Origin of the sequence: Actinoplanes oblitus, assembly GCF_030252345.1 — a bacterium.
Taxonomy (GTDB): domain Bacteria; phylum Actinomycetota; class Actinomycetes; order Mycobacteriales; family Micromonosporaceae; genus Actinoplanes; species Actinoplanes oblitus.
Genome location: NZ_CP126980.1, coordinates 6,783,301 through 6,803,395 on the forward strand (window position 1 = coordinate 6,783,301; position 20,095 = coordinate 6,803,395).

The 20,095-nt window shown below is 73.1% G+C and carries 14 protein-coding genes; 5 read left to right on the forward strand and 9 right to left on the reverse strand.

Annotated features, from left to right (window positions below; translation table 11 throughout):
* Positions 1–35 precede the first annotated feature (35 nt).
* Complete coding sequence (locus tag Actob_RS30585) at positions 36–971, reverse strand: ABC transporter permease (protein ID WP_284915319.1); 936 nt, start codon at positions 969–971, stop codon at positions 36–38.
* Positions 968–2,599: an ABC transporter substrate-binding protein gene (locus Actob_RS30590; RefSeq protein ID WP_284915320.1), complete on the reverse strand. Its 1,632-nt coding sequence runs from the start codon at positions 2,597–2,599 to the stop codon at positions 968–970. The genes Actob_RS30585 and Actob_RS30590 overlap by 4 nt, the downstream gene beginning before the upstream one ends.
* Before the next feature lie 392 nt (positions 2,600–2,991).
* Between Actob_RS30590 and Actob_RS30595 the strand changes: the two genes are divergently transcribed.
* Together Actob_RS30595 and Actob_RS30600 are read left to right on the forward strand one after the other, a co-directional pair.
* Positions 2,992–4,569 (forward strand): MFS transporter, encoded by a 1,578-nt coding sequence (locus tag Actob_RS30595; RefSeq protein ID WP_284915321.1) that lies wholly within the window; start codon positions 2,992–2,994, stop codon positions 4,567–4,569.
* A gap of 22 nt (positions 4,570–4,591) precedes the next feature.
* On the forward strand, positions 4,592–5,197 hold the full coding sequence (locus Actob_RS30600) for a TetR/AcrR family transcriptional regulator (RefSeq protein WP_284915322.1): 606 nt from the start codon (positions 4,592–4,594) through the stop codon (positions 5,195–5,197).
* Here the strand turns inward: Actob_RS30600 and Actob_RS30605 are convergent.
* Positions 5,194–10,035 carry a DUF4011 domain-containing protein gene (locus Actob_RS30605; protein ID WP_284915323.1) on the reverse strand — a complete coding sequence of 1,614 codons (4,842 nt, stop codon included), beginning with the start codon at positions 10,033–10,035 and terminating at the stop codon, positions 5,194–5,196. The genes Actob_RS30600 and Actob_RS30605 overlap by 4 nt on opposite strands.
* Positions 10,036–10,114: 79 nt before the next feature.
* Positions 10,115–11,905 (reverse strand): nucleoside-diphosphate sugar epimerase/dehydratase, encoded by a 1,791-nt coding sequence (locus Actob_RS30610; RefSeq protein ID WP_284915324.1) that lies wholly within the window; start codon positions 11,903–11,905, stop codon positions 10,115–10,117.
* 75 nt (positions 11,906–11,980) lie between these two features.
* Here Actob_RS30610 and Actob_RS30615 point away from each other — a divergent pair, with 75 nt between their 5' ends.
* The 3 genes from Actob_RS30615 to Actob_RS30625 are packed head-to-tail and all read left to right on the forward strand — an operon-like array spanning position 11,981 to position 15,882.
* The gene (locus Actob_RS30615; RefSeq protein ID WP_284915325.1) at positions 11,981–13,405 is read left to right on the forward strand and encodes a polysaccharide biosynthesis tyrosine autokinase; all 1,425 of its coding nucleotides are present in this window, start codon (positions 11,981–11,983) and stop codon (positions 13,403–13,405) included.
* A 3-nt stretch (positions 13,406–13,408) separates the two neighbouring features.
* Positions 13,409–14,695, forward strand: coding sequence for a lipopolysaccharide biosynthesis protein (locus tag Actob_RS30620; RefSeq protein ID WP_284915326.1), 1,287 nt, complete (start codon positions 13,409–13,411; stop codon positions 14,693–14,695).
* Positions 14,692–15,882 carry an O-antigen ligase family protein gene (locus tag Actob_RS30625; protein WP_284915327.1) on the forward strand — a complete coding sequence of 397 codons (1,191 nt, stop codon included), beginning with the start codon at positions 14,692–14,694 and terminating at the stop codon, positions 15,880–15,882. The genes Actob_RS30620 and Actob_RS30625 overlap by 4 nt, the downstream gene beginning before the upstream one ends.
* Here the strand turns inward: Actob_RS30625 and Actob_RS30630 are convergent.
* The 5 genes from Actob_RS30630 to Actob_RS30650 form a co-directional block, all read right to left on the reverse strand.
* Complete coding sequence (locus tag Actob_RS30630; RefSeq protein WP_284915328.1) at positions 15,832–17,076, reverse strand: glycosyltransferase family 4 protein; 1,245 nt, start codon at positions 17,074–17,076, stop codon at positions 15,832–15,834. The genes Actob_RS30625 and Actob_RS30630 overlap by 51 nt on opposite strands.
* Positions 17,076–17,693 carry a sugar transferase gene (locus tag Actob_RS30635; RefSeq protein WP_284915329.1) on the reverse strand — a complete coding sequence of 206 codons (618 nt, stop codon included), beginning with the start codon at positions 17,691–17,693 and terminating at the stop codon, positions 17,076–17,078. Before Actob_RS30635 ends, Actob_RS30630 begins: the two co-directional genes overlap by 1 nt.
* Positions 17,690–18,832 (reverse strand): DegT/DnrJ/EryC1/StrS family aminotransferase, encoded by a 1,143-nt coding sequence (locus Actob_RS30640; RefSeq protein ID WP_284915330.1) that lies wholly within the window; start codon positions 18,830–18,832, stop codon positions 17,690–17,692. Before Actob_RS30640 ends, Actob_RS30635 begins: the two co-directional genes overlap by 4 nt.
* Before the next feature lie 172 nt (positions 18,833–19,004).
* Entirely contained in the window at positions 19,005–19,307 is a 303-nt protein-coding gene (locus tag Actob_RS30645) for a hypothetical protein (RefSeq protein ID WP_284915331.1), read from the reverse strand.
* A 253-nt stretch (positions 19,308–19,560) separates the two neighbouring features.
* The gene (locus Actob_RS30650) at positions 19,561–19,848 is read right to left on the reverse strand and encodes a hypothetical protein (protein WP_284915332.1); all 288 of its coding nucleotides are present in this window, start codon (positions 19,846–19,848) and stop codon (positions 19,561–19,563) included.
* Positions 19,849–20,095: the final 247 nt, after the last annotated feature.

The window sequence follows — 20,095 nt, forward strand, 5'->3', positions numbered from 1 at the left end:
TGCTGCTGCGAGATGGCGTGTCATCGGGCGACGCGTCATCCGGCCACCAGCCGTGGATCAAGCGCCGCGTTCAGCACGTCCACCAGCATGTTCACCACGACGAACGCGCTGACCAGCAGCAGCGAGAGCACCTGCACCACCACCAGGTCCTGCCGAGCCGCGCTCTGCACCAGCAGCGACCCGAGCCCGTTCACCCCGAACGCCTGCTCGGCCACCGCGGTCCCGGCGAACAGCCCGGCCACCGTCACCCCGGAGACCGCGAGGATCGGCGGAGCGGCGTTGCGCAGCACGTGCCGCCGCAGCACCGCCCGGCGCGGCAACCCGCGGGCCCGGGCGGCCGCCACGTGATCGGCGGCCAGCTCGGTCCGGACCTCGGTGCGGGTGATCCGGCTGACGTAGGCCAGATAGCCGCCGCTGAGCGCGAGCGCCGGCAGCGTCAGGTGGTGGATCCGGTCCCCGAAGCCGTCGCCGGAGCCGAACACTGGGAACCAGGACAGCTCGGTGGCGAAGATCCAGATGAGCAGGATCGCGGCGACGAAGGCGGGTGCGGCCATCAGCACCGTGGTGGTCACGGTGAGCGCCCCGTCGACCGCCCGGCCCGCCGTCCCGCCGAGGATCCCGGCGGCCACCCCGAAGATCACGATCAGGAGCGATGCGTACGCCACCAGCAGCGCCGTGGTGCCGATCCGCGCCGAGATCAACGCGGTGACCGGCTCGTTGCCCGCCATCGAGGTCCCCGGGTCCCCGCTGAGCAGGCCGGACAGCCAGTGCCAGTACTGCGCCCAGAACGGCTCGTCCAGGTGGTACCGCGCCCGGATCGCCGCCATGGTCGCCGGGGTGACCTCGTGGCCGCCCGCCAGGAGGCTCGCCGGGTCCCCGGGTGCCAGGTACAACGCGCCGAAGATCACCACGCTGGCCACCGCGATGGTGGCCACCACCCCGGCGAGCTTGCGGCCGACGAAGCCGATCATGCTTGCCCGACCAGGGCGGCCCAGGCCGACGAGATGTAGCTGAACGACGCCGGCGCCCCGGTGATCCGCTTGTTCAGGAACAGCCGGTTGTACGACTCGGCCAGCGTGATCTGCAGCTTCGCCGGCCCGTAGATCGCCTGCGCGGCCACGAAGGCCCGCGCCGACGCGGCCGGGTCGGTGGCCGACACCGCGGCGGTGATGTTCCTGGTGACCTCCGGGTTGTCGTAGTGGGTCCAGTTGAACGTGGCGCCCTTGAGCACGAAGCCCGGCGCGTAGTACAGCGCACCCGGTACCTCGAGGTACCCGGTGGTGGCGATGAAGTCGATGCCGTCGCGCAGCCCCGGGTCGTAGAAGAGCCCTGAGAACTCGGCCGGCTGCAGCTGCCTGATCGTCATGGTCAGGCCGATCCGCTGGGCCGCGGCCTGCGCGATGGTGGCTGTCTGCAGCAGCGACTGGTCGCCGGCCGGCAGCGCCACGACCAGGTCCCGGCGGCTCGGCGCGGCGTCGGTGACCAGTTGCCTCGCCGCGCCCAGGTCGGCCTTCGCGGTGTCCGGCAGGGCGGCGTACCCGGCGTCGTAGACGCTCTTGGCCGGGCTGCCGGACCAGGCGAGCGGCGGGGTGAAGGTCTTCAGCGGCTCGCCGGCACCCTTGAGCACGCTCGTCACGAAGCTGCCCTTGTCGATGGCCAGGTCCAGGGCCTGCCGGATCCGCGGGTCGGCGGCCGGCCCGTCGGCGGCGACGGCACCCAGGCTGACCGTCTCGGTGCTCGGCCCGAAGTACAGCCTGCCGGCGCCGGTCTTGCGCAGCGCGGCGATGCTCCCGGCCGGCGCGCCGTACACGCCGTCCACCTCACCGGAGAGCAGGGCACTGGTCAGCGTGCTGCTGTCGGTCAGGAAGACGAACTGGAAGGTGGCCGCCTTCGCCCGGCGCCCGGCGTCCCAGTACGCGTCGTTCCGCTTCAGCGTGATCTTCCGGCCGCTCTGCCAGCCGTCCAGCCGGAACGGCCCGGTGCACATCAGCCCGCCGCTCGCGGTGCCGAACCGGGCGGCCGCCCTGGTCGCGAATCTCTCCTCGACGATCGCACCGGGCACGCCGGCCAGGTCCGGGATGAACTGCATGTCCGGGGTCCGGAACCGGACCGTGACCTCCAGCGGTCCGGTCTTGTCGATCGAGGCGACGTTGGCGAAGACGTGCGCGCTGTAGGAGGCCAGCCGGGGATCCAGGTTCCGCCGCAGGCTGTAGACCACGTCCTCGGCGGTCAGCGCGGCCCCGTCCCAGAACCGCACGCCGTCCCGCACGGTGATCACCACGGTGGTGGCGTCCCGCTGGGTGACCTCGCTGGCCAGGCCGGGCGAGGTGGAGTAGTCGGTGTTCAGCCGGAGCAGGCTCTCACAGAGGTTGGTGCCCACCGTGTTGGCCGAGTAGTCGCCGGTCCGGGCCGGGTCGAGGGACGCCGGCTCGCCGGCGGGCAGCGCCCAGGTCACGCTCGCCACGTCGCCGGTCGCGGCCGGGGTGGTCTCGGTCAGCTCGAACGTCTCCGCGGCCGCCGGCCGGCCGCCACCGCCGCAGCCGGTCATCGCCAGCGTGAGGGCGAGCGCCGGGCCCGCCCACTTTTTCCCGACAATCATCTATATAGCTCCCTGACTAGGGCACGAAGGCACGCACCACCGGAACGCCGCGGGGACCACGCGCCGGTGGTCTGCGGGCTCACCGGCTGTGGCGATCGTCTCAGAGTCGTCCCACACCAGTAAATTGTCAATCCTGGAAATCAATACGCCGTTCAAGGCCATCTGGCCGAGCCGGAAAAGCCGTCACCGATGACGAAGAACGAGAGGAGCGCTGCGGACCGCAGCGTCTCGACCCATAGGGCCGACATGCAGACCGGCGGGGTACAGCCAGTGCCCCGTAGGTGACCCCCGACACTTTCGATACGAGAGCGTTCCGTTTTCCTCTCCGGCGGGACTAGCGTGCTCATTGAGATACGAGACAGTTCCGTTTCGAAACCGGGGGGAAACACCGGATGAACGCGCAAGACACACCCCAGACCGGGCATCCCCGGCGCTGGGCCATCCTCGGCGTGCTGGTCATCAGCCTGCTGGTGGTGGTGCTCGACAACACCGTGCTGAACGTGGCACTCCGGATCATCTCCGACCCGCAGCGTGGCCTCGGCGCCACGCAGAGCCAGCTCGAGTGGGCCATCAACTCGTACACGCTGGTCTTCGCCGGCCTGCTGTTCACCGCCGGCATCCTGGCCGACCGGCTGGGCCGCCGGATCACCCTGACCGTGGGCCTGGTGCTGTTCGGCATCGCGTCGCTGATCTCGGCGTACGCCGACTCGCCCGACCAGCTGATCGCCGCCCGCGCGGTGATGGGCCTGGGCGCCGCCGCCGTCATGCCGGCCACCCTGTCGATCATCGCCAACGTCTTCGAGCCGAAGGAGCGCGGGCGCGCCATCGGGGTCTGGGCCGGCGCCGTCGGTCTCGCCGTGGCCCTCGGCCCGATCCTCGGCGGTTTCCTGCTGGAGCACTTCTGGTGGGGCTCGGTCTTCCTGATCAACGTGCCGATCGTGATCGCCGGCGTGGCGCTGGTCCTCACCCTGGTGCCGGAGTCGCGCGACCCCAAGCCGGGCCGCATCGACGTGCTCGGCGTGCTGCTCTCCATCGTCGGCCTGACCCTGCTCACCTACGGCGTGATCAAGGGCGGCGAGGACGGCTTCGGCGACACCCTGTCCTGGGCCCCGCTCGCCTCCGGCGTGCTGGTGCTGGCCGGCTTCGTGCTCTACCAGAGCCGCATCGAGTTCCCGTCGCTGGACGTCAAGCTCTTCCGCAACCGGCAGTTCTCCGCCTCCACTTCCATGATCGGCCTGGTCTTCTTCGCGGCCATGGGCGCGATGTTCTTCGGCGCGTTCTACCTGCAGCTGGTCCGCGGCTACGGTCCGCTCGCCTCCGGCGCGCTGTTCGTCCCGTTCGCCGTCGGTCAGATGGTCTTCGCCCCGATCAGCTCCACCATGGTGAAGCGGTTCGGCCCGAAGCTGGTCAGCACGGTCGGTCTGCTGCTGGTGGCGCTCGGCCTGGCCGCCTGGCTGCCGATCGGCGCGGACACCCCGATCGCCGTCGTCGCCCTCGCGTTCTTCGTCCAGGGCGTCGGCATGGCGAACGTGATGCCGCCGGCCACCGAGTCGATCATGTCGGCGCTGCCCCGGGAGAAGGCCGGCGTCGGCTCCGCGGTCAGCAACACCATCCGTCAGCTCGGTGGCGCCCTCGGCGTCGCGGTCCTGGGCGCGGTCCTCTCCTCGGTCTACCGCGACAACCTGGGCGCGGCCACCGACGGCCTGCCCGGCCCGGCGGCCGACGCGGCCCGCGAGTCCATCTCCGGCGCGTACGCGGTGGCCGAGCAGGCCGGCCCGGCCGGTCCCGCGCTGATCGACGGCGCCAACCAGGCGTTCGTCACCGCCATGCACTGGGCGACCGCCGGTGGGCTGGTCTTCGCTCTGCTGGGCGCGCTCGTCGCGGCGCTCTTCCTGCCCGGCAAGCGCCCGGCCGGCCGGCACACCCCGGTGCTGGCCGAGGAGCAGGGCGTGGCCCTGGTCGAGGCATGACCCGCAAGTAACAATGAACCCCATGACCAGCACCACGACGACCGGCCAGGAGCGCAAGGCTCCTGGCCGGCCCCGCAACGCCCAGGCCGACGAGGCGATTCTCGACGCGGTGCTCACGCTGATGGCCGACGGGCAGAGCGCCGCCGCCATCTCGATCGAGTCGGTGGCGGCGAAAGCGGGCGTCGGTAAGGCCACCATCTACCGCCGCTGGCCGAACAAGGAGGCGCTGCTGATCGACGCGGTCCGGGGCATGAAGGGCCCGATCCCGGAGCTGGCCGGCCTCTCCGTCCGCGACGACCTGATCGCCCTGGTCACCGCGAACCGCTCGTCCCGGGTGCAGGACTACGGCAAGGTGACCGCCTGCCTGCTGCCCGAGCTGATGAAGGACGAGCAGCTGCGGCAGATGCACCACGCGGTGATGGAACCGCGCCGCGAGGTGATGCGCGGGATCCTGCGCCGTGGCATGGCCAGCGGCGAGTTGCGCCCCGACCTCAACGTCGACCTCACCGTCCTGATGCTCTCCGGCCCCGGGATGATGCACGGTCTGTTCGGCTCGGCCACCGGCGTGGCCGACGAGGACCTCCCGGAAGCCCTGGTCGACGCCCTGCTGCGCGGCGCCGCCGCCTAATGCCGGGCCGGCGCGGTCCGCAGCACCCGTGGGCGGGCGTTCGGGGCCCGGTCGACGGCGGGCCCCTCGACCGCGCCTGACCGTCCGGGACGGGCCGCCGCCGCGCGTTCCAGAGCGGCCCGCAGCCGGGCCTCCTCGCCCGCCCGGTCGCGGTACCAGGCGAGCGCCCAGGCCCGGTGCAACCGCCAGCCCAGGTCGGTCAGCACCTGGTCGGTGAGCCGGTCCCGGTCCCGGGCCGCCGGGCAGTCCCGATAACCCGGGCCGTCGCACCGGATCCCGAGCAGGTAATCGCCCTCCGGGTCGTCCGGGTGGCGGATCGCGATGTCGACGCGCCCGCCGGCCGTGCCCAGCCCGGTCCGCGCCGGGTAGCCCCAGGACCGGACCGTCTCCAGTACCGAGTCGACGAACTCGCCGACCCCGTCCGCCAGGTCCGACCGGGTGTCGCCGGCACCGTGCTCCACGTAGTCGAGGTAGGCGGCGAGCTGCCGGACCCCCTCGTTCTCCGACTCCGGCACGTCGCGGGACAGGATCGAGGTGACCAGTTCCACCCGGTGCCGGGCGCGGGTGATCGCCACGTTCAGCCGGCGCCAGCCGTTCGGCCGGTTCAGCGCGCCGAAATTCGCGCTGATCTTGCCGGTCTCGTCGTAGCCGTAGCCGACCGAGAAGATCATCACGTCCCGCTCGTCGCCCTGCACGGACTCCAGGCTCTTCACGAAGAAGCCGTGCAGCCGGTCGTCGGCGACCGCGCGCTCCAGCGCCGGGTGCCCGGCCGCCACCGACTCCAGGGCCCGCTCGATCGCCTCGGCCTGGGCCACCGAGAAGGTGACGACGCCCAGGGTGCGGTCCGGCCGGGTGGTGAAGTGGTGCACGATCCGCTCGGTGACCCGTTCCGCCTCGACCGGGTTGTCCCGGCTGGTGGCCCGCCGGTAGACCCCGGCCACCGGGAACAGCTCGACACCGGTGTCCGGGCCGCCGCTGCCCGGTGCCGGGAAGGTGCTCAGCCGGCCCTGGTAGAACGCGTCGTTGGCGAACGCGACGAGTGCCTGGTGACGGCTGCGATAGTGCCAGGTCAGGCCCATCCCCGGGAAGGCGCCGCAGGCCTTGGCCAGTTCCAGCACCGACTGGTAGTCGAGCACCTCGGTGTCCGGCACGGTGGTGGAGGCCCGGTCGAAGAACGAGGTGGGCGGCAGCTGCCGGTCGTCACCGGCGGTGATCAGGGACCGGCCGCGGTAGATGCAGTTGACCGCGTCCGCCGGAGTGATCTGGGACGCCTCGTCGAAGATCACCACGTCGAAGCCGATGTCCGCGGGCAGCGACTGGCTCACCGTCAGCGGCGAGGCCAGTACGCAGGGCCGCAGCGCGAGCACCACGTCCCGGGTGCGCGCGATCAACTCGCGTACCGGGGACTGGCGGTCGGCCTTCATCGCCTCCCGCCGCAGCAGGGCGGCGCCGGCGCTGTCGGCCGGCGGCCGGCGCGCCTCGACCGCCGCAACGATCTCCCGGGCCGCGACGGCGGCGAGTTTCTCGTCGGCCTGCCGGAACTCGGCGAGCAGCCGGTCCCGGTCCTCGGCGCGCCACGGCAGCAGCCGGTCGTCGGCCCGGACCACCGCGTCCACCCAGCCGTGCAGCAGCGCCCGTTCCAGCGCCGCCGGCACGTCCCCGCTGTCCAGGTGCTGGTCGGCGCAGAACTCGACGGCGGCGTCCAGGCCGTGGAAGGTCAGCACGTCCCGGGCGTCCAGGCAGGCGAACCACTCCTCCTGACCGCTGCTGTCGTCCCGGATGTCGCGCAGGAACGCGGCCGCCCGCTGGTAGTCGGCGAAGCGGTCGCGCAGGTCGGCCTGCCGGGCCGGGCCGAAACCGGCGAGCACCGCGCGGCTCGCCTCGGCCCATTCCTGGGCCCGCTCGGCCAGCCCGGTGATCGGCCGCAGATCCCGCAACGCGGCGACCTGCTCCTCGGTGAGCGGCCCACCGGCGAACTCGCGGGCGCCCGCCGCCCAGTCGACGGTCGCGCCGAGCGTGGCCGGGTCGGCCTCCGGCAGGCCCGCCGCCGGTCCGCCGAGCGCGGCCTCGGCCCGGGCGGCCTCCGCGCGCAGTTCGGCGAGCCGGAGCGCCTCGGCGTAGTCGAGGTTGCGCCCGGTCGCGGCGTCGAACGCCCGCACCGTCTCGGCGGCCGCGCGCAGCGCCGTCACGTGCGCCTGCAGCCAGGCGATCGCGTCGTCGATCGGGCCGGACACCAGCTCCGGCCGGGCGGCCGGGTAGGGTGCCGGGCGCAGCGTGGCCTGCCAGCGCAGCAGCGCCTCGCGGGCCTCGGTGACCACGTGGATCGGCTCCGGGTCGGGGGCCGGCGCGCAGATGTAGGCGAGCACCGCGTCCAGCCCGGCCGGCGGGGCCGAGGCCAGCGCCGCGGTGGCCACCCCGATCGCCTCGTCCAGGGCCGCGAAATCGGTGCCCCGGCCCTGCCAGTACCGGCCCAGCGCGGTCGCGTACCGGTGCTCCGCCGCGGCCAGCTCCTGCAGTGCCCGTTTCCAGGCGACAGCGGTGCCCAGCCGGTCGATGGCGTCGCCCAGGTGCGCGGTCGGCAGCACGAACCCGGCCACCTGCCGCTTGTCCCGCCGGTACGCCCCGCGCAGCTTCCCGAATCCCCGGTGCACGGTGGCGAACCGTTCGGCCAGCTCCTCGACCGGCTGGGCCAGCAGCCCCTCGGAGAAGTACGGCCGGGCCTGGATCTCCGCCCCGACCAGCACCTCCAGGGCCCGGCGTAGCGCGGTGGCACCGGCCTGCACCCCGGCCAGCGCGCCCGGTGAGAACCAGAACCGTTCCGGCTTGTGCGCCTTGGTCCCCAGCTCGGCCACCGCGGCCACCCGGGAGATGTCCCGGATCGTGTGCGCCTGCGGCAGGCCCAGCTTGGTGGTGACCCGGTTGACCGCCCGGCGGTGCCGGTCCAGTTCCTCGGCGGCCCGGGTGAACGAGCGGGCCAGCTCGTCGGCCTCGCTCGCGGTCAGCGTCTCCAGCGGGACCGGCGCGGTGAGCGCCTCCAGCGAGGGCGGCATCGGCAGGTCCGCGGCGGACGGCAGCGCGGTCCACGGCACCCCGGCGCGCTGCTGCGCCGCCTCGGCGGCGGCCCCGGCGGCGGCCAGTTCGTCGCTGCGCCGGTCGGCGGCCTTGCGGACCGGATCGAGGTCGGCCGCGGTGAGCCAGTCGTCGGCGACCCGGTCCGGTCGCCGGCCGGCGTGGTCGGCGAGCCGGGCCAGCGTGGCCGCGTCCGCGGGACGGAGCAGGCCGAACGCCCGGGCGGCCGGGTCGGCGATCCGGGCCGAGCGGGCCAGCGCGGCGAGTGCCTTCTCGGCCCGGCTCAGCGCCGGGTCCAGCGGATCCCGGGTGATCACGTCGCGCCAGAGCAGGCCGTCCCCGTCGACCATTGCCCGCCAGGATCGGGCCAGCTGGTCGGTGGCCTCGCGGACCCGGTGCATGACGTCCGGGGTGAGCGCGTCCGGGGTGATGGTCGGCACCGGGGCGGCCGGCGCCTCGGCGAGCCCGGCGCAGCGGCCGATGATCTCATGCAGGCTGGCGCCCAGCGGACGGCGGGTCTCGTTCATGGCGTACGCGAAAGCGGTGAGCCGTTCCCGGCGCTCGCGCAGCGCGCCGCGGTCCACCACCGGTCCCTCGCCGGGCACCTCGGGCGCCTCGTCGACCGCCGCGGCCAGCAGCGTCGCCACCTCGCGCCGCCCGGCCTGCTGCCCGTGCAGTTCCAGGATGTAGCGGTGCAGCCCGGCCTCGGCGAGCCGGTTGCGGACCACGTCGAGCGCGGCCACCTTCTCCGAGACGAACAGCACCCGTTTCCCGGCGTGCAGCAGGGCGCCGATCATGTTGGCCACGGTCTGCGACTTGCCGGTGCCGGGCGGCCCGTCCATCACGAAGCTGTGCCCGGCCAGGGCGGCGGCCACGCAGGCGCGCTGCGACGAGTCGGCGTCCAGCACCAGCGGCACGTCCTCGGGTGGGGCGAGCCGGTCCACCTCCTCCGGCCGGATCGGGGTGAACCGGAACTGGTCGGTCTGCCGCCGGTGGTCGGTGGTGGCCAGCGCCCGGATCACCGGGTGGGCCAGGATGCGCTCCTCGTTCTCCTGCAGGTCCCGGTAGATCGCCTCCTTGTGAAAGGTGAGGCAGGTGAGGATGACGGTCCGCTCGATGTGCCAGCCGTGCCGGCGGGCCACCGTGTCGGTGAAGTCCGCCCAGAACTTCGACACGTTCAGCTCGGCGCCCGGTGTCAGGGGCGGGATCGCGATGCCGGCCTGCCGCAGGCGCAGCGCCAGCGCCGGGTTGACCACCGGCTCCTCGTCGCGCAGCCGCAGTTCGGGGTGTTCGCCCAGCTCGCCGGCGACCAGCTCGGCCGGGAGCAGCAGCAGCGGGCTGGCGTAACCGGCCGGTTCGGCGGCGCCCTCGTCGTCCTCGGCGAGCGGCCGCCAGTGCAGCAGGCCGAGCGCGAGGTGCAGCACCGAGACCCCGCGGTCCAGGTATTCCTGCTGGTCGCGGCGCAGCATCCGGCGCAGCACCGCGCCCAGCGAGCGTTCCGCCAGCTCGGTGCGGAACACGCCGCCGCCCGGGTCGGCGGCGCCCGGCCCGGTCAGCGGGCGGGTAGCGCCCCGGGTCAGGGTGGTGACCACCTGGTCCGGTTCGGGGGCGGTGATCTCCACCAGGTCGGCATTGCCGGCCGTGAAGTTGATCAGGCGGTTGTTGTCGCCGAGATCGATCAGGCTTTCCCGCCAGGCCCGCAGCGCCGCGTGTACACCGGCGCGTGCCGGCCTCGGCTCGGGCCGGTCGTCGTCACTCCGGCGTTCCATGTCCCGATTGCAGCAGCGCGCAGCCTTTCGCGCTGGAGAATGGCATTCTTCGGCTTTGTCGGTTTCGGTGGCGGCCGGCTCAGTGCAGCGCCGGCAACGGCGCCGGCAGCGCGCATTCCTCCGCGAGCCGGGCGATCACGACAGCGGTGTCCACCCCGGGTCCGGGGATCCGCAACTGCGCGGGATCCAGCGGCGGCACCTCGACATGCGAGATCAACTGATGGATCGGCCGCCGGTCGGTCTCGCCCGTCCCGAACAACGTCTCGGCCAGCTTCTCCCCCGGCCGCAGCCCGGTGTACTCGATCGGGATCGGCTTGCGGGCCAGCGCCACCATCTGCCGGGCCACCTCCGCGATCCGCACCGGCTCGCCCATGTCCAGCACCAGCGCCTCGCCACCCTTTCCGATCGCGGCGGCCTGGATCACCAGGTGCACCGCCTCCTGGGTGGTCATGAAGTACCGGGTGACCTCCGGGTCCGTCACGGTGACCGGCCCACCCTCGGCGATCTGGGTGCTGAACGTGGTGAACACCGACCCCCGGCTGCCCAGCACGTTGCCGAACCGCACGCTGAGGAACGTCCCCCGTCTGCGGCGCGCGGTCCACGCGGTCAGCCGCTCGGTGATCCGTTTCGAGTAACCCAGGACGCTGATCGGATCGGCCGCCTTGTCGGTGGAGATGTTCACGAACCGCTCCACCGACTCGGCCGCCTCCAGCACGTTGAGGGTGCCCAGCACGTTGGTCTTGACCGCCTCGGCCGGGTGTCGTTGCAGCAGCGCCAGGTGCTTGAGGGCGGCCGCGTGGAAGACCACCTGCGGGCGCCGGGTCCGGAAGATCTCCCGGATCCGGTCGGCGTCGCGCAGGTCGGCGAGGATCACCGCGGGGTCGTCCAGCCGGGCCCGCGGGTCGATGGAGAGCTGCACGGCCAGCAGCGAGGTCTCGTCGCGGTCCAGCATCATCAGCTCGGCCGGGCCGAAGTGGTGGATCTGCCGGCACAGCTCCGAGCCGATCGACCCGCCGGCGCCGGTGACCAGCACCCGCTTGCCGGTCAGGTAACCGCCGATGGTGGACAGGTCGGTGTCGATCTGGTGCCGGCCGAGCAGGTCGGTGACCTGCACCTCGCGGATGTCGCCGACCTCCACCGAGCTGTCCATCAGCTCGCTGACCGACGGCACCACCTTGAACGCGGCGCCGGCCGCCAGGGTGCGGTCGCGGATCTCCCGGACCAGTGCGGCGTCGGCGTTGGCCACCGCGAAGATCAGCAGTTCGGCGCCGGTCCGGGCGAGCACCGCCGGGATGTCGTCGCGACAGCCGAGCACCGGGACGCCGAGGATGCGCAGCCGCCGCTTGCCCCGGTCGTCGTCGATCAGGCCGACCGGTAGGTAGCGGCCCTTCGGGTCGTGCAGCATCGAGGCGACCAGGTGGTCGGCGGCCGAGCCGGCCCCGAACAGGATCACCGGGGCGGTGGTGCGGACGTCCGGGCGCAACCGCCGGGAGAGCTGGGTCCGCCGCAGGTAGCGGACGCCGAGCATCAGGGTCAGCGCGGCCGCGCCGGCCAGGGCGGGCAGGCCGGGCGGGACCGGGTGCGGCGAGAGCAGCACAACTACAGCGGTCAGCGCGAAGGTGGCCGCGGCGGTGGTGGTGGCCACCGCCCGCAACTCGTCGAAGCTCGCGAACCGGTAGCGGCCCCGGTAGAGCTGCCGGGTGTGCCCGATCGCCACTTGCAGGACGACGGCCAGGGCCACCGCGACCAGGGTGCCGGCCAGGACCCGGCGGCCGGGAGCGAAGTCGTACCGGGCAAGGACCGCCGCGAGCAGGCCGGCCCCCCATGCGGCGCCGTCCACGAGCAGCGGAAGCAGGCGTGCGCCCCTCATATCAGCAGCCTAGCAGGGCAATACCCCTTAAAACGGACTTTTTCGATACTGGTGAACGGCACCAAACATCGCCATATGGTGGCTAGAGCCACGGAACGGGAGGTCGGGGTGGGCCTGCGCGAATACCTCCGTGTCGCCAGAAGGAACCGGTGGTTGCTGCTCGCCTCGGTGATCGCCGGCCTCGGCGTGGCACTGATCGTCAACCTCAACACCACACCGATGTACGCGGCCCGGGTCACCTTCGTCTTCTCCACCCCGGTCACCTTCGCCACCGACCTGTACCCGGCCAGCCTGTTCAACACCAGCCGGCTGGCCACCTACGCGAAGCTGCTGACCAGCGACGAGGTGGCCACCCCGCTGGCCGGCACGCCGGGCATCGACCTGGACCCGCAGGAGATCCGCGACGCGATCTCCTCGGAGCCCATCCCGGACACCGTGATGATGGTGGTCAGCGTGGAGGACCGGGACGCCGACCGGGCGCTGCTGCTGCTCACCCGGCTGGCGCACCGCTTCGAGACCGCGGTCGAGGAGTTGGAGCGCGCGGCGCCGACCGAGCCGCCGACGGTGAAGGTCACCGTCGTCTCCGGGCCGGCGCTGGAGGACGATCCGGTCGCGCCGGACGTGCTGAACAACTTCGCCCTGGGCAGTGTCGTCGGGCTGGTGATCGGGGCGACCGCGGCGGTGGGCCGCGAGGTGGCCGACAACACCGTACGCACCGCCGAGGCCCTGCAGGTTCTCGCGTCCGCCCCGGTGCTGGCCAACGTACCGATGGACGCCGGCAACCCGTTCGTCTCGCCGAGCGCGTCGCCACGGACCGAGGCGCTGCGCGAGGTGCGTACGCAGGTGCAGTGCGCGGCCGCCACGAACTCGGTGAAGACCCTCGCGGTGACCAGCGCGGTCCCCGGCGAGGGGCGGTCGGCCACCGCCTGCGGGCTGGCCCTGCTCTTCGCCGAGGCCGGGCAGCGGGTGCTGATCGTCGACGCCGAGCTGCGGCACCCCCGGCTCGCCGCGCTGCTGGGCCGGGAGGGCTCGGCCGGGCTGAGCTCGGTGCTGGACGGCACCGCGGTGCTGGAGCAGGTGCTGCAACCATGGGGCGCCGGGCTGTGGCTGCTCGCCAGCGGACGGCCGCCACCGAACCCGAGTGAGCTGCTCAGTTCACCCCGGATGACGGAGCTGGTGGACGACGTACGGAAAAGATTCGATGTGGTGATCTTCGATTGCCCGCCGGTGCTGCCGGTGACCGACGCGGCGGTGGTCGCCGCCCGCGCCGACGGCACGCTGCTCGTGGTGCGGGCCCGGCGCACCACGTCGGCGCAGGTCACCGCCGCGGTCCGGGCACTGCACACGGTGAACGCCACGCTGCTCGGGTGCGTGCTGAACATGGTGGCGCGCTCCGGACCGGACGCGGTGCCCCACTACGACACCTATTTCACCCCGCGCACCGGCCGGCGCGGCCGCTGGTGGCGGATGTCCCACGAGCTGCTGGGCGTGTCCGCATGAGCCATGCCCGCCGCTGAGGGTCTCCGATCGCTGCTGCGGAGCGTCCCCACCGCCGTGCGCCGCGACTACGTCGCCAGCCTGGTCGTCCAGTGGTTCGTCCTGGGCACCGGGCTGGTGCTGTTCCACCTGGTGGCGCAGCGCGGCAGTGTCGGCGGGTTCGCCTATTACCAGATCGCCCGGGGCGCGGTGAGCACGCTGCAACCGGTCCTGATGCTCGGGCTCGGACTGGGCCTGCAGCGCTACCTGCCGCACACCGAGCACACCACCCGCCGCCTCGGCCGCCGGGCGTTCTACCTCGAGGCCGCGCTGGTCGCCGTGACCGGCGCGGCGGCGGTCGGCGCCGGCGACCGGCTCGCCGAGCTGCTCGGGCTGCCGGGCGGGCGGCCCGCGGTGACCGCCATCGTGATCATGCTGGGCGGCACCTGCCTGTGCACCGTCGCCCTGTCCGCGCTGCGCGGCAACCATCAGGTGATCGACGCGTACCTGACCTACGGGCTGGGTCTGGGGCTGATGCCGCTGGTCGCGTTCGTCGCCGCGGACCGGATCGAGGACTTTCTGATCATCCAGGGCGTCGGAGCCGCCGCGATCGGGCTGTGGGGGACGCTGGTGGTCCGCCGGCCGGGCGTGCCGCAGGGCGACGGCTTCCTGGAACCCACCATCAAGACCCTTGTCGCGTACGGCGTCCGCCGCATGCCCGGCGAATGGGCCTTGCCCACGCTCTACACCTTCCCCACTTTCGCCATGGCGGTGACCATGCCCGGTGGCCCGCAAGCGGGCTACGTCGGCTTCACCACCTCGGCGGTCACCCTGATCTGCTCACTGTTCGCCATGCTCACCCCGGTGCTGCTGCCCCGGCTCAGCCGGCTGTTCCACCGGGCCGGCGCGGACGCCGGCGTGCGACGGCTGCTCACCGCGCTGCCGCTGGTGGCCGGGGTGCTCGCCACGGCGCCCGCCCTGGTGATCTTCGTGTGCGCGCCGGCGCTGGTGCGCGAGTTCCTCGGCGACGAGTTCTCCGGGGCGATCCCGGTGCTGCGGCTAGGTGTGGTGGCCGCGATCCCGCTCGCGATGTTCTACGCGGCCCGCCCGACCATGGAGACCCTGCTGGAGGCCACCTTCCTGAGCCGGCTGCTGCTGGCCTGCCTGCTGCTGGAGGTGGTCGCCACCTGGATCGGCACCGCGTTCGTCGCGCCACCGCACGCCGCGGTGCTCGGGCTGATCGCCGCGGCCACCGCGCTCGGCTGCGACGCGGTCGGCCTGACCAGCCGCGCCCTGCGCCGTTCCCGCCGATGACCATCGCTCCCGGCCGCCCCGGCCCGGTCGTCGTGATGGCCTTCATCGTGACGCTGGCCGGGCGGTTCACCCTGTCCCGGGCCGGCGTGGACATCCCGATCGTCAACGACGTACGGGTGCCGCTCTTCTTCGTGCTGCTGCTGTGCCTCGCCCTCGAAGCGCACCGGATGGGCCCGCACCCGGTCAGCGGCGGCGAGGCCCTGCTCGGCGTCCTGGCCCTGCTCGGCTACCAGGGCCTGTCCGCGCTGTGGGTGCCGCCGGGCACCCCCACCGGGCCGGTGGTCGGCGACCTGTGCGCGGTCGCCGGGCTGCTGGTCGTCTACTACACGCTGGCCAACTGGGACCGCGACCAGGTCACCGGGACCACCCTGGTGCTGTTCCAGGTCACCGCCTGGATCTACTTCCTGGCCGCCGCCTCCGGCCGGGGCCACGCCCCGGGCAACCGCTGGGCGGCGCTGGGCGGCGGCCCGAACGTCTTCGTCCGCCTGATGATCCTCGGGGTGATCAGCTCGATCTACCTCTACCTGCGCAGCGGCGACCGGCTGATCTGGCTGGTGCCGATCCCGGCGTTCCTGTTCGGCGCGATCGCCTCCGGTTCCCGGGGCGGCATCGCCGCGCTCGGCATCACCGCCGGGGTGGCCCTGCTGGCCATCCGGCCGAAGCTCGACTTCGACCGGCTGGCCAAGCCGCTCGGGCTGCTGCTCGTGGTCGGCGCGGTGCTGGTGATCACCGCCGGGCCGTACATCGCCGGGTTCGTCCAGTCCCGCTTCGTCGAGGCCACCATCGGGGAGGGCTACGCGTCGCAGCGCGACGTGCTGTTCCGGATGGCGCTGCGCATCTTCCTGCAGCGCCCGATCCTGGGCACCGGGGTGAGCGGCTTCTACACGGTCACCGACCTCGGCCCCGGCGAGAAGTACGTGCACAACCTGCCACTGGCCACCGCGGCCGAGGGCGGGTTCGTCGGCCTGGCGCTGCTCACCATGGCGTGGCTCGGCCTGTGGCACGCCTACATCGCCGTACCGAAACCGGAACGCAGCCTGGAGTCCCGGACGGCCGCCTACTGCGGCATCTTCATCGGCGGCGCCAGCCTCTTCTCCGGCGACTACTACGACGCCCGGCTGATGTGGATCCTGCTGCTACTGGCCTCGGTACGCCCGGCTCACGCCCCGGTCCCGAGCCGGCGGTAGCCCGGCCACCCCGGTCAGCACCCGCTCGAAGTCCCGGAACAGCAGGTCGCGGTCGAACCGGTGGCGGGCCAGGTCCCGGGCCGCCGCCCGGGCGGCCGCCACCGCCGCCCGGTCACGCAGGAAGGCTGCCGTCGCCGCTGCCGCGCCCGCCGGATCGCCGGGCGGCAGCACCAGGCCGGCGCCGGTCTCGGTGATCAGGTCGGCGATCCACCCGCCGTGGTTCACGGCGACCGGCCGGCCGGCGGCCAAGCCGTCGAACACCTTGTTCGCCGAGTTGTGCGCCAGCTCCGGCACGTCGACGGTCACCGACACCGCCAGGTCGCACGCGCCGAAGAACGCCACCACCTCGGTCTTGGCCACCGGTCCGAGCAGGAACAGGTTCCGGTCCAGCACGCCCAGCTCGGCGGCCAGGCCACGCACCTGATCGCGCATCCGGCCGTCGCCGACGATCACGATCCGCGCCTCGGGGTCGGTCCCGGCGAGCCGGGCGGCCATCCGGACCAGGTAGTCCACGCCATTGACCAGGCCGAGCGTTCCGGCGTAGAGGATCAGCGGCCGGTCACCGAGCCACGGCGTCCGCTCGCGCAGCGCCGCGCCGGCCCGGTCGGCGCCGGCGAACAGCTCCCGGTCGCAGCTGTTGGGCACGACGGTAACCGGGACCCGGGGGTTCCGCCGCCGGATGCCGGTGGCCATCCCCGGCGAGAGCGCGATGACGTGCGCCGCCCGGCGGTACGCCCACCCCTCCAACCACCGGGCCGCCCACCGGCTGACCGGCGAGCGCAGCGCACCCAGCGCGATCGGCAGCTCCGGCCACAGGTCGCGGACCTCCAGCACCATCGGCACCCGGCGGCGCAGCGCCGCGTACGCGCCGGGGATCGCCACCGTCAGCGGGGTGCTGGTGGCGAAGACGAGATCGTGCCGCAGCCGCCCGGCCACCACGGCGGACCGGCACACGTAATCGACGAACGCCCGGATCCGGCGGCGGTAGCTCATCGCGTTGCTGTACGGCACCGCCAGCCAGTGCACCACGACGCCGGCCTCGACGGTGGTCCGGTCCCGGCCGCCGTCCGGGTCCCCGGTGATCAGGTGCACCTCGTGGCCCCGCTCGACCAGCCGCCGGGCCATCTCGTAGGAGCGCGTCGCCCCGGCCATGCCGGGCGTCTTGAAATACTGGTGGAGGTAGGTGATCCGCACTAGGCGCCCCCGGTGAACTGCGGCATCGTCGCATCACCCGGCGCCGTGATGCCGTGCCGGCGCAGCAGGATCAGCGCGGTCCGGGCCAGGATCCGGGCGTGCAGCCCGAGCGACCGGTGGTCGACGTACCAGACGTCGAGCGCCAGCCGCTCCTCCCAGTTCACCGCGTTGCGCCCGCTCACCTGGGCCAGCCCGGTCACGCCCGGCCGGACCAGGTGCCGGCGGGCCTGCTCCGGCGTGTACAGGTCGAGGTAGTGCATCAGCAGCGGCCGCGGCCCGATCAGGCTCATCTCGCCGCGCAGCACGTTCCACATGGTCGGCAGCTCGTCCAGGCTGGTGGCGCGCAGGGCGCGGCCCAGCGGGGTGAGCCGGTCGGCGTCGGTGACCAGGCCGCGCCGCTCGTCCACGTCCCGCATGGTGCGGAACTTGATCAGGGTGAACGGCCGGCCGTACCGGCCCGGTCGCGGCTGGCGGAACAGCACCGGCCGGCCCAGGTCCCGGGCGACCAGCACCGCGACCGCCCCCATGACCGGCGCGGAGACGACCAGTACGGTGGCCGCGACGCCGATGTCGACAGCGCGCTGCACGGCGTCGGTGACCCGGGTGGCGAGGCTCATCGGCGGCCGTCCAGGAACTCGGCGATCTCGTCGAGCACCCGCCGCACCTGCTCGCCGGTGAGCGCCGAGCCGCCGGGCAGCACCAGCCCGTCCCGGAACAGCCGCTCCGCGGCGCCGCTGAGCGACGCCCGGGCGTCCGCGTACAGCGGCTGCAGGTGCATCGGCTTGAAGATCGGCCGGGTCTCGACGTTCCGCGCCGCCAGGTGCGCGGCCAGCTCGCCGGCCGCCCATCCGGCCCGGTCCGGATCGACGACGACAGCGGTCAGCCAGCGGTTCGCCGCCGGGTCGGCGTCGGCGAGCAGGCGTACGCCGTCCACGTGGGCGAAGATCTTGGCGTACGCGTCGTGTACCGCCCGGCGACGTTCCACCATCTCGTCCAGCCGGCACAGCTGCGCCCGGCCCAGCGCGGCGAGCAGGTTGCTCAGCCGGTAGTTGTAACCGAGCTCGGCGTGCTCGTAGTGCTCGGCCGGCAGCCGCGCCTGCCCGGCCAGGTGCCGCGCCCGGCCGGCCAGCTCGGCGTCGTCGGTGAGCAGCATGCCACCACCGGACGTGGTGAGCAGCTTGTTGCCGTTGAAGGAGAACGCCGCGGCCCGGCCGAACGAGCCGGCCGCCCGGCCCCGGTGGGTGGCGCCGAGCGCCTCGGCGGCGTCCTCGACGAGCGGGATGCCGTACCCGTCGCAGAGCGGGCGGATCCGCTCGTAGTCGGCGCAGCTGCCGTAGAGGTCCACGGTGAGCACCGCGCGGGCCGGGGTGCCGGCCGCGTGCAACTCGGCGAGCAAACTGGCGAGCAGGTCCGGGTCGAGGTTGCCGGTGGCCGGGTCGCAGTCGGCGAAGACCGGCGTGGCGCCGGTGTAAACGACGGCGTTCGCGGTGGCCACGAACGTGAGGGTGGGCACCACGACGAGGTCGCCGGGGCCGGCGCCGACGCCCAGCAGGGCCAGGTGCAGCGCGGCGGTGCCCGAGTTGAGGCCCACCGCGTGCGGCACGCCGACCCGATCGGCGATCTCCCGCTCGAACGCGTCCAGGTCCGGCCCGACCGGGGCTATCCAGCCGGATCGGAGGGCGGCCAGCACGTAGTCCTGCTCCAGGTCGCCGACATCGGGACCGGACAGCAGAACTGTCTGACTGTTGGTAAGCATCCCCCACCACCCATGGCTGCGCGTCTCGCGACCGAACCGGCATTGGGGGATGACTCATGCTAACCCGCTGATCAGGCGGTGTATCGGGGGTTACCGCGATACACCGGCCGTGCCACGGTGATTCGCGGGACGGGCCGGCCTCCTCGGCAGTGGTGCGGTGTCCCGGCCCCTGTCAGCCGTTCACCCAGGACGGCACGTAGCCGCTCAGCAATGCCACCGCGGCGGCGGCCAGGGCGATCCCGAGACCGGCCAGCATGCCGATGCCGATCGCCTTGAACCGCGGGTTGTTCACCGCGATCGCCCCGACCGAGGCGGTGATCGGCGCGATGCAGCAACCGCCGGTGCCGTAGAAGTAGATCCACTGCGTCGGATCGTCGGTGTCGGTCCACAACCAGTTCGCGGCGAACAGGCCGAGGCCGACGTGCACCGCGAGCACAAGACAGGCGACCAGCACCGCCAAAGATCCCTTAGCCACACCGGAACGTTAGCCGCACCTGTCCCGGCAGGCACGCGTGCGGCGCTATCAGTTTTCCGGCAAACCCGTGGCCAATCCCACATTCCGGTCGATCGTCGCCCCTCGCGGTTGGCCGGTCACACCGGGCTTCGAGCACGAATTTGTTCCCTGGCGGCGCGCCTGCCGGCCCCGTGCTCGGTGTCGCTGGCAGGTCCGGTTCCGGCCGCTGCCCGGGTTCTCGCCCCAGCTTCCGTGCGTCGGCGCCCCGGCGCGGTCAGCGACGCCCGGCCAGGGCCCTGACTTCCGTCCGTCGGCGGGTCAGCGCGGTCAGCCGGCGCCCGGCGCCGGACGCGTGGCGCCGCACGGCCATCGCCGCCACGGTCACCACGGCCGCCCCCAGCCACGCGACCACGAAACCCGCCAGCGGACGATCCGCGAACGCCACCCCACCGAGATAACCGAGCAGCGCGCTCTGCGCCGCCCACCCCACCGCACCCACCGCGGTGAAAGCGGCATACCGCCGGCCCGGGTAACCCACAGCGCCGGCAGTGAACGCCGCCACCGACCGCACCCCGGGAACGTAGCGGCCGAGAATGATCAGCGAAGCACCGTGCCCTGTCCCGTAACCGGCACCCATCCCGGGCGCGGGACCCGCCGGCCCGCGCTCCAGTCCGGAGACACGCCGTGCCCGGAGGCGCGGCACGGGCCGGGGGCGCGGCACGGGCCGGCGCGGTGGCGGACATCGCGCCGGCCCCGGGACACACCCGTGCGTCGCTGGTCGGTCCCGGGTGGGACCGCCTCGCGGGTTG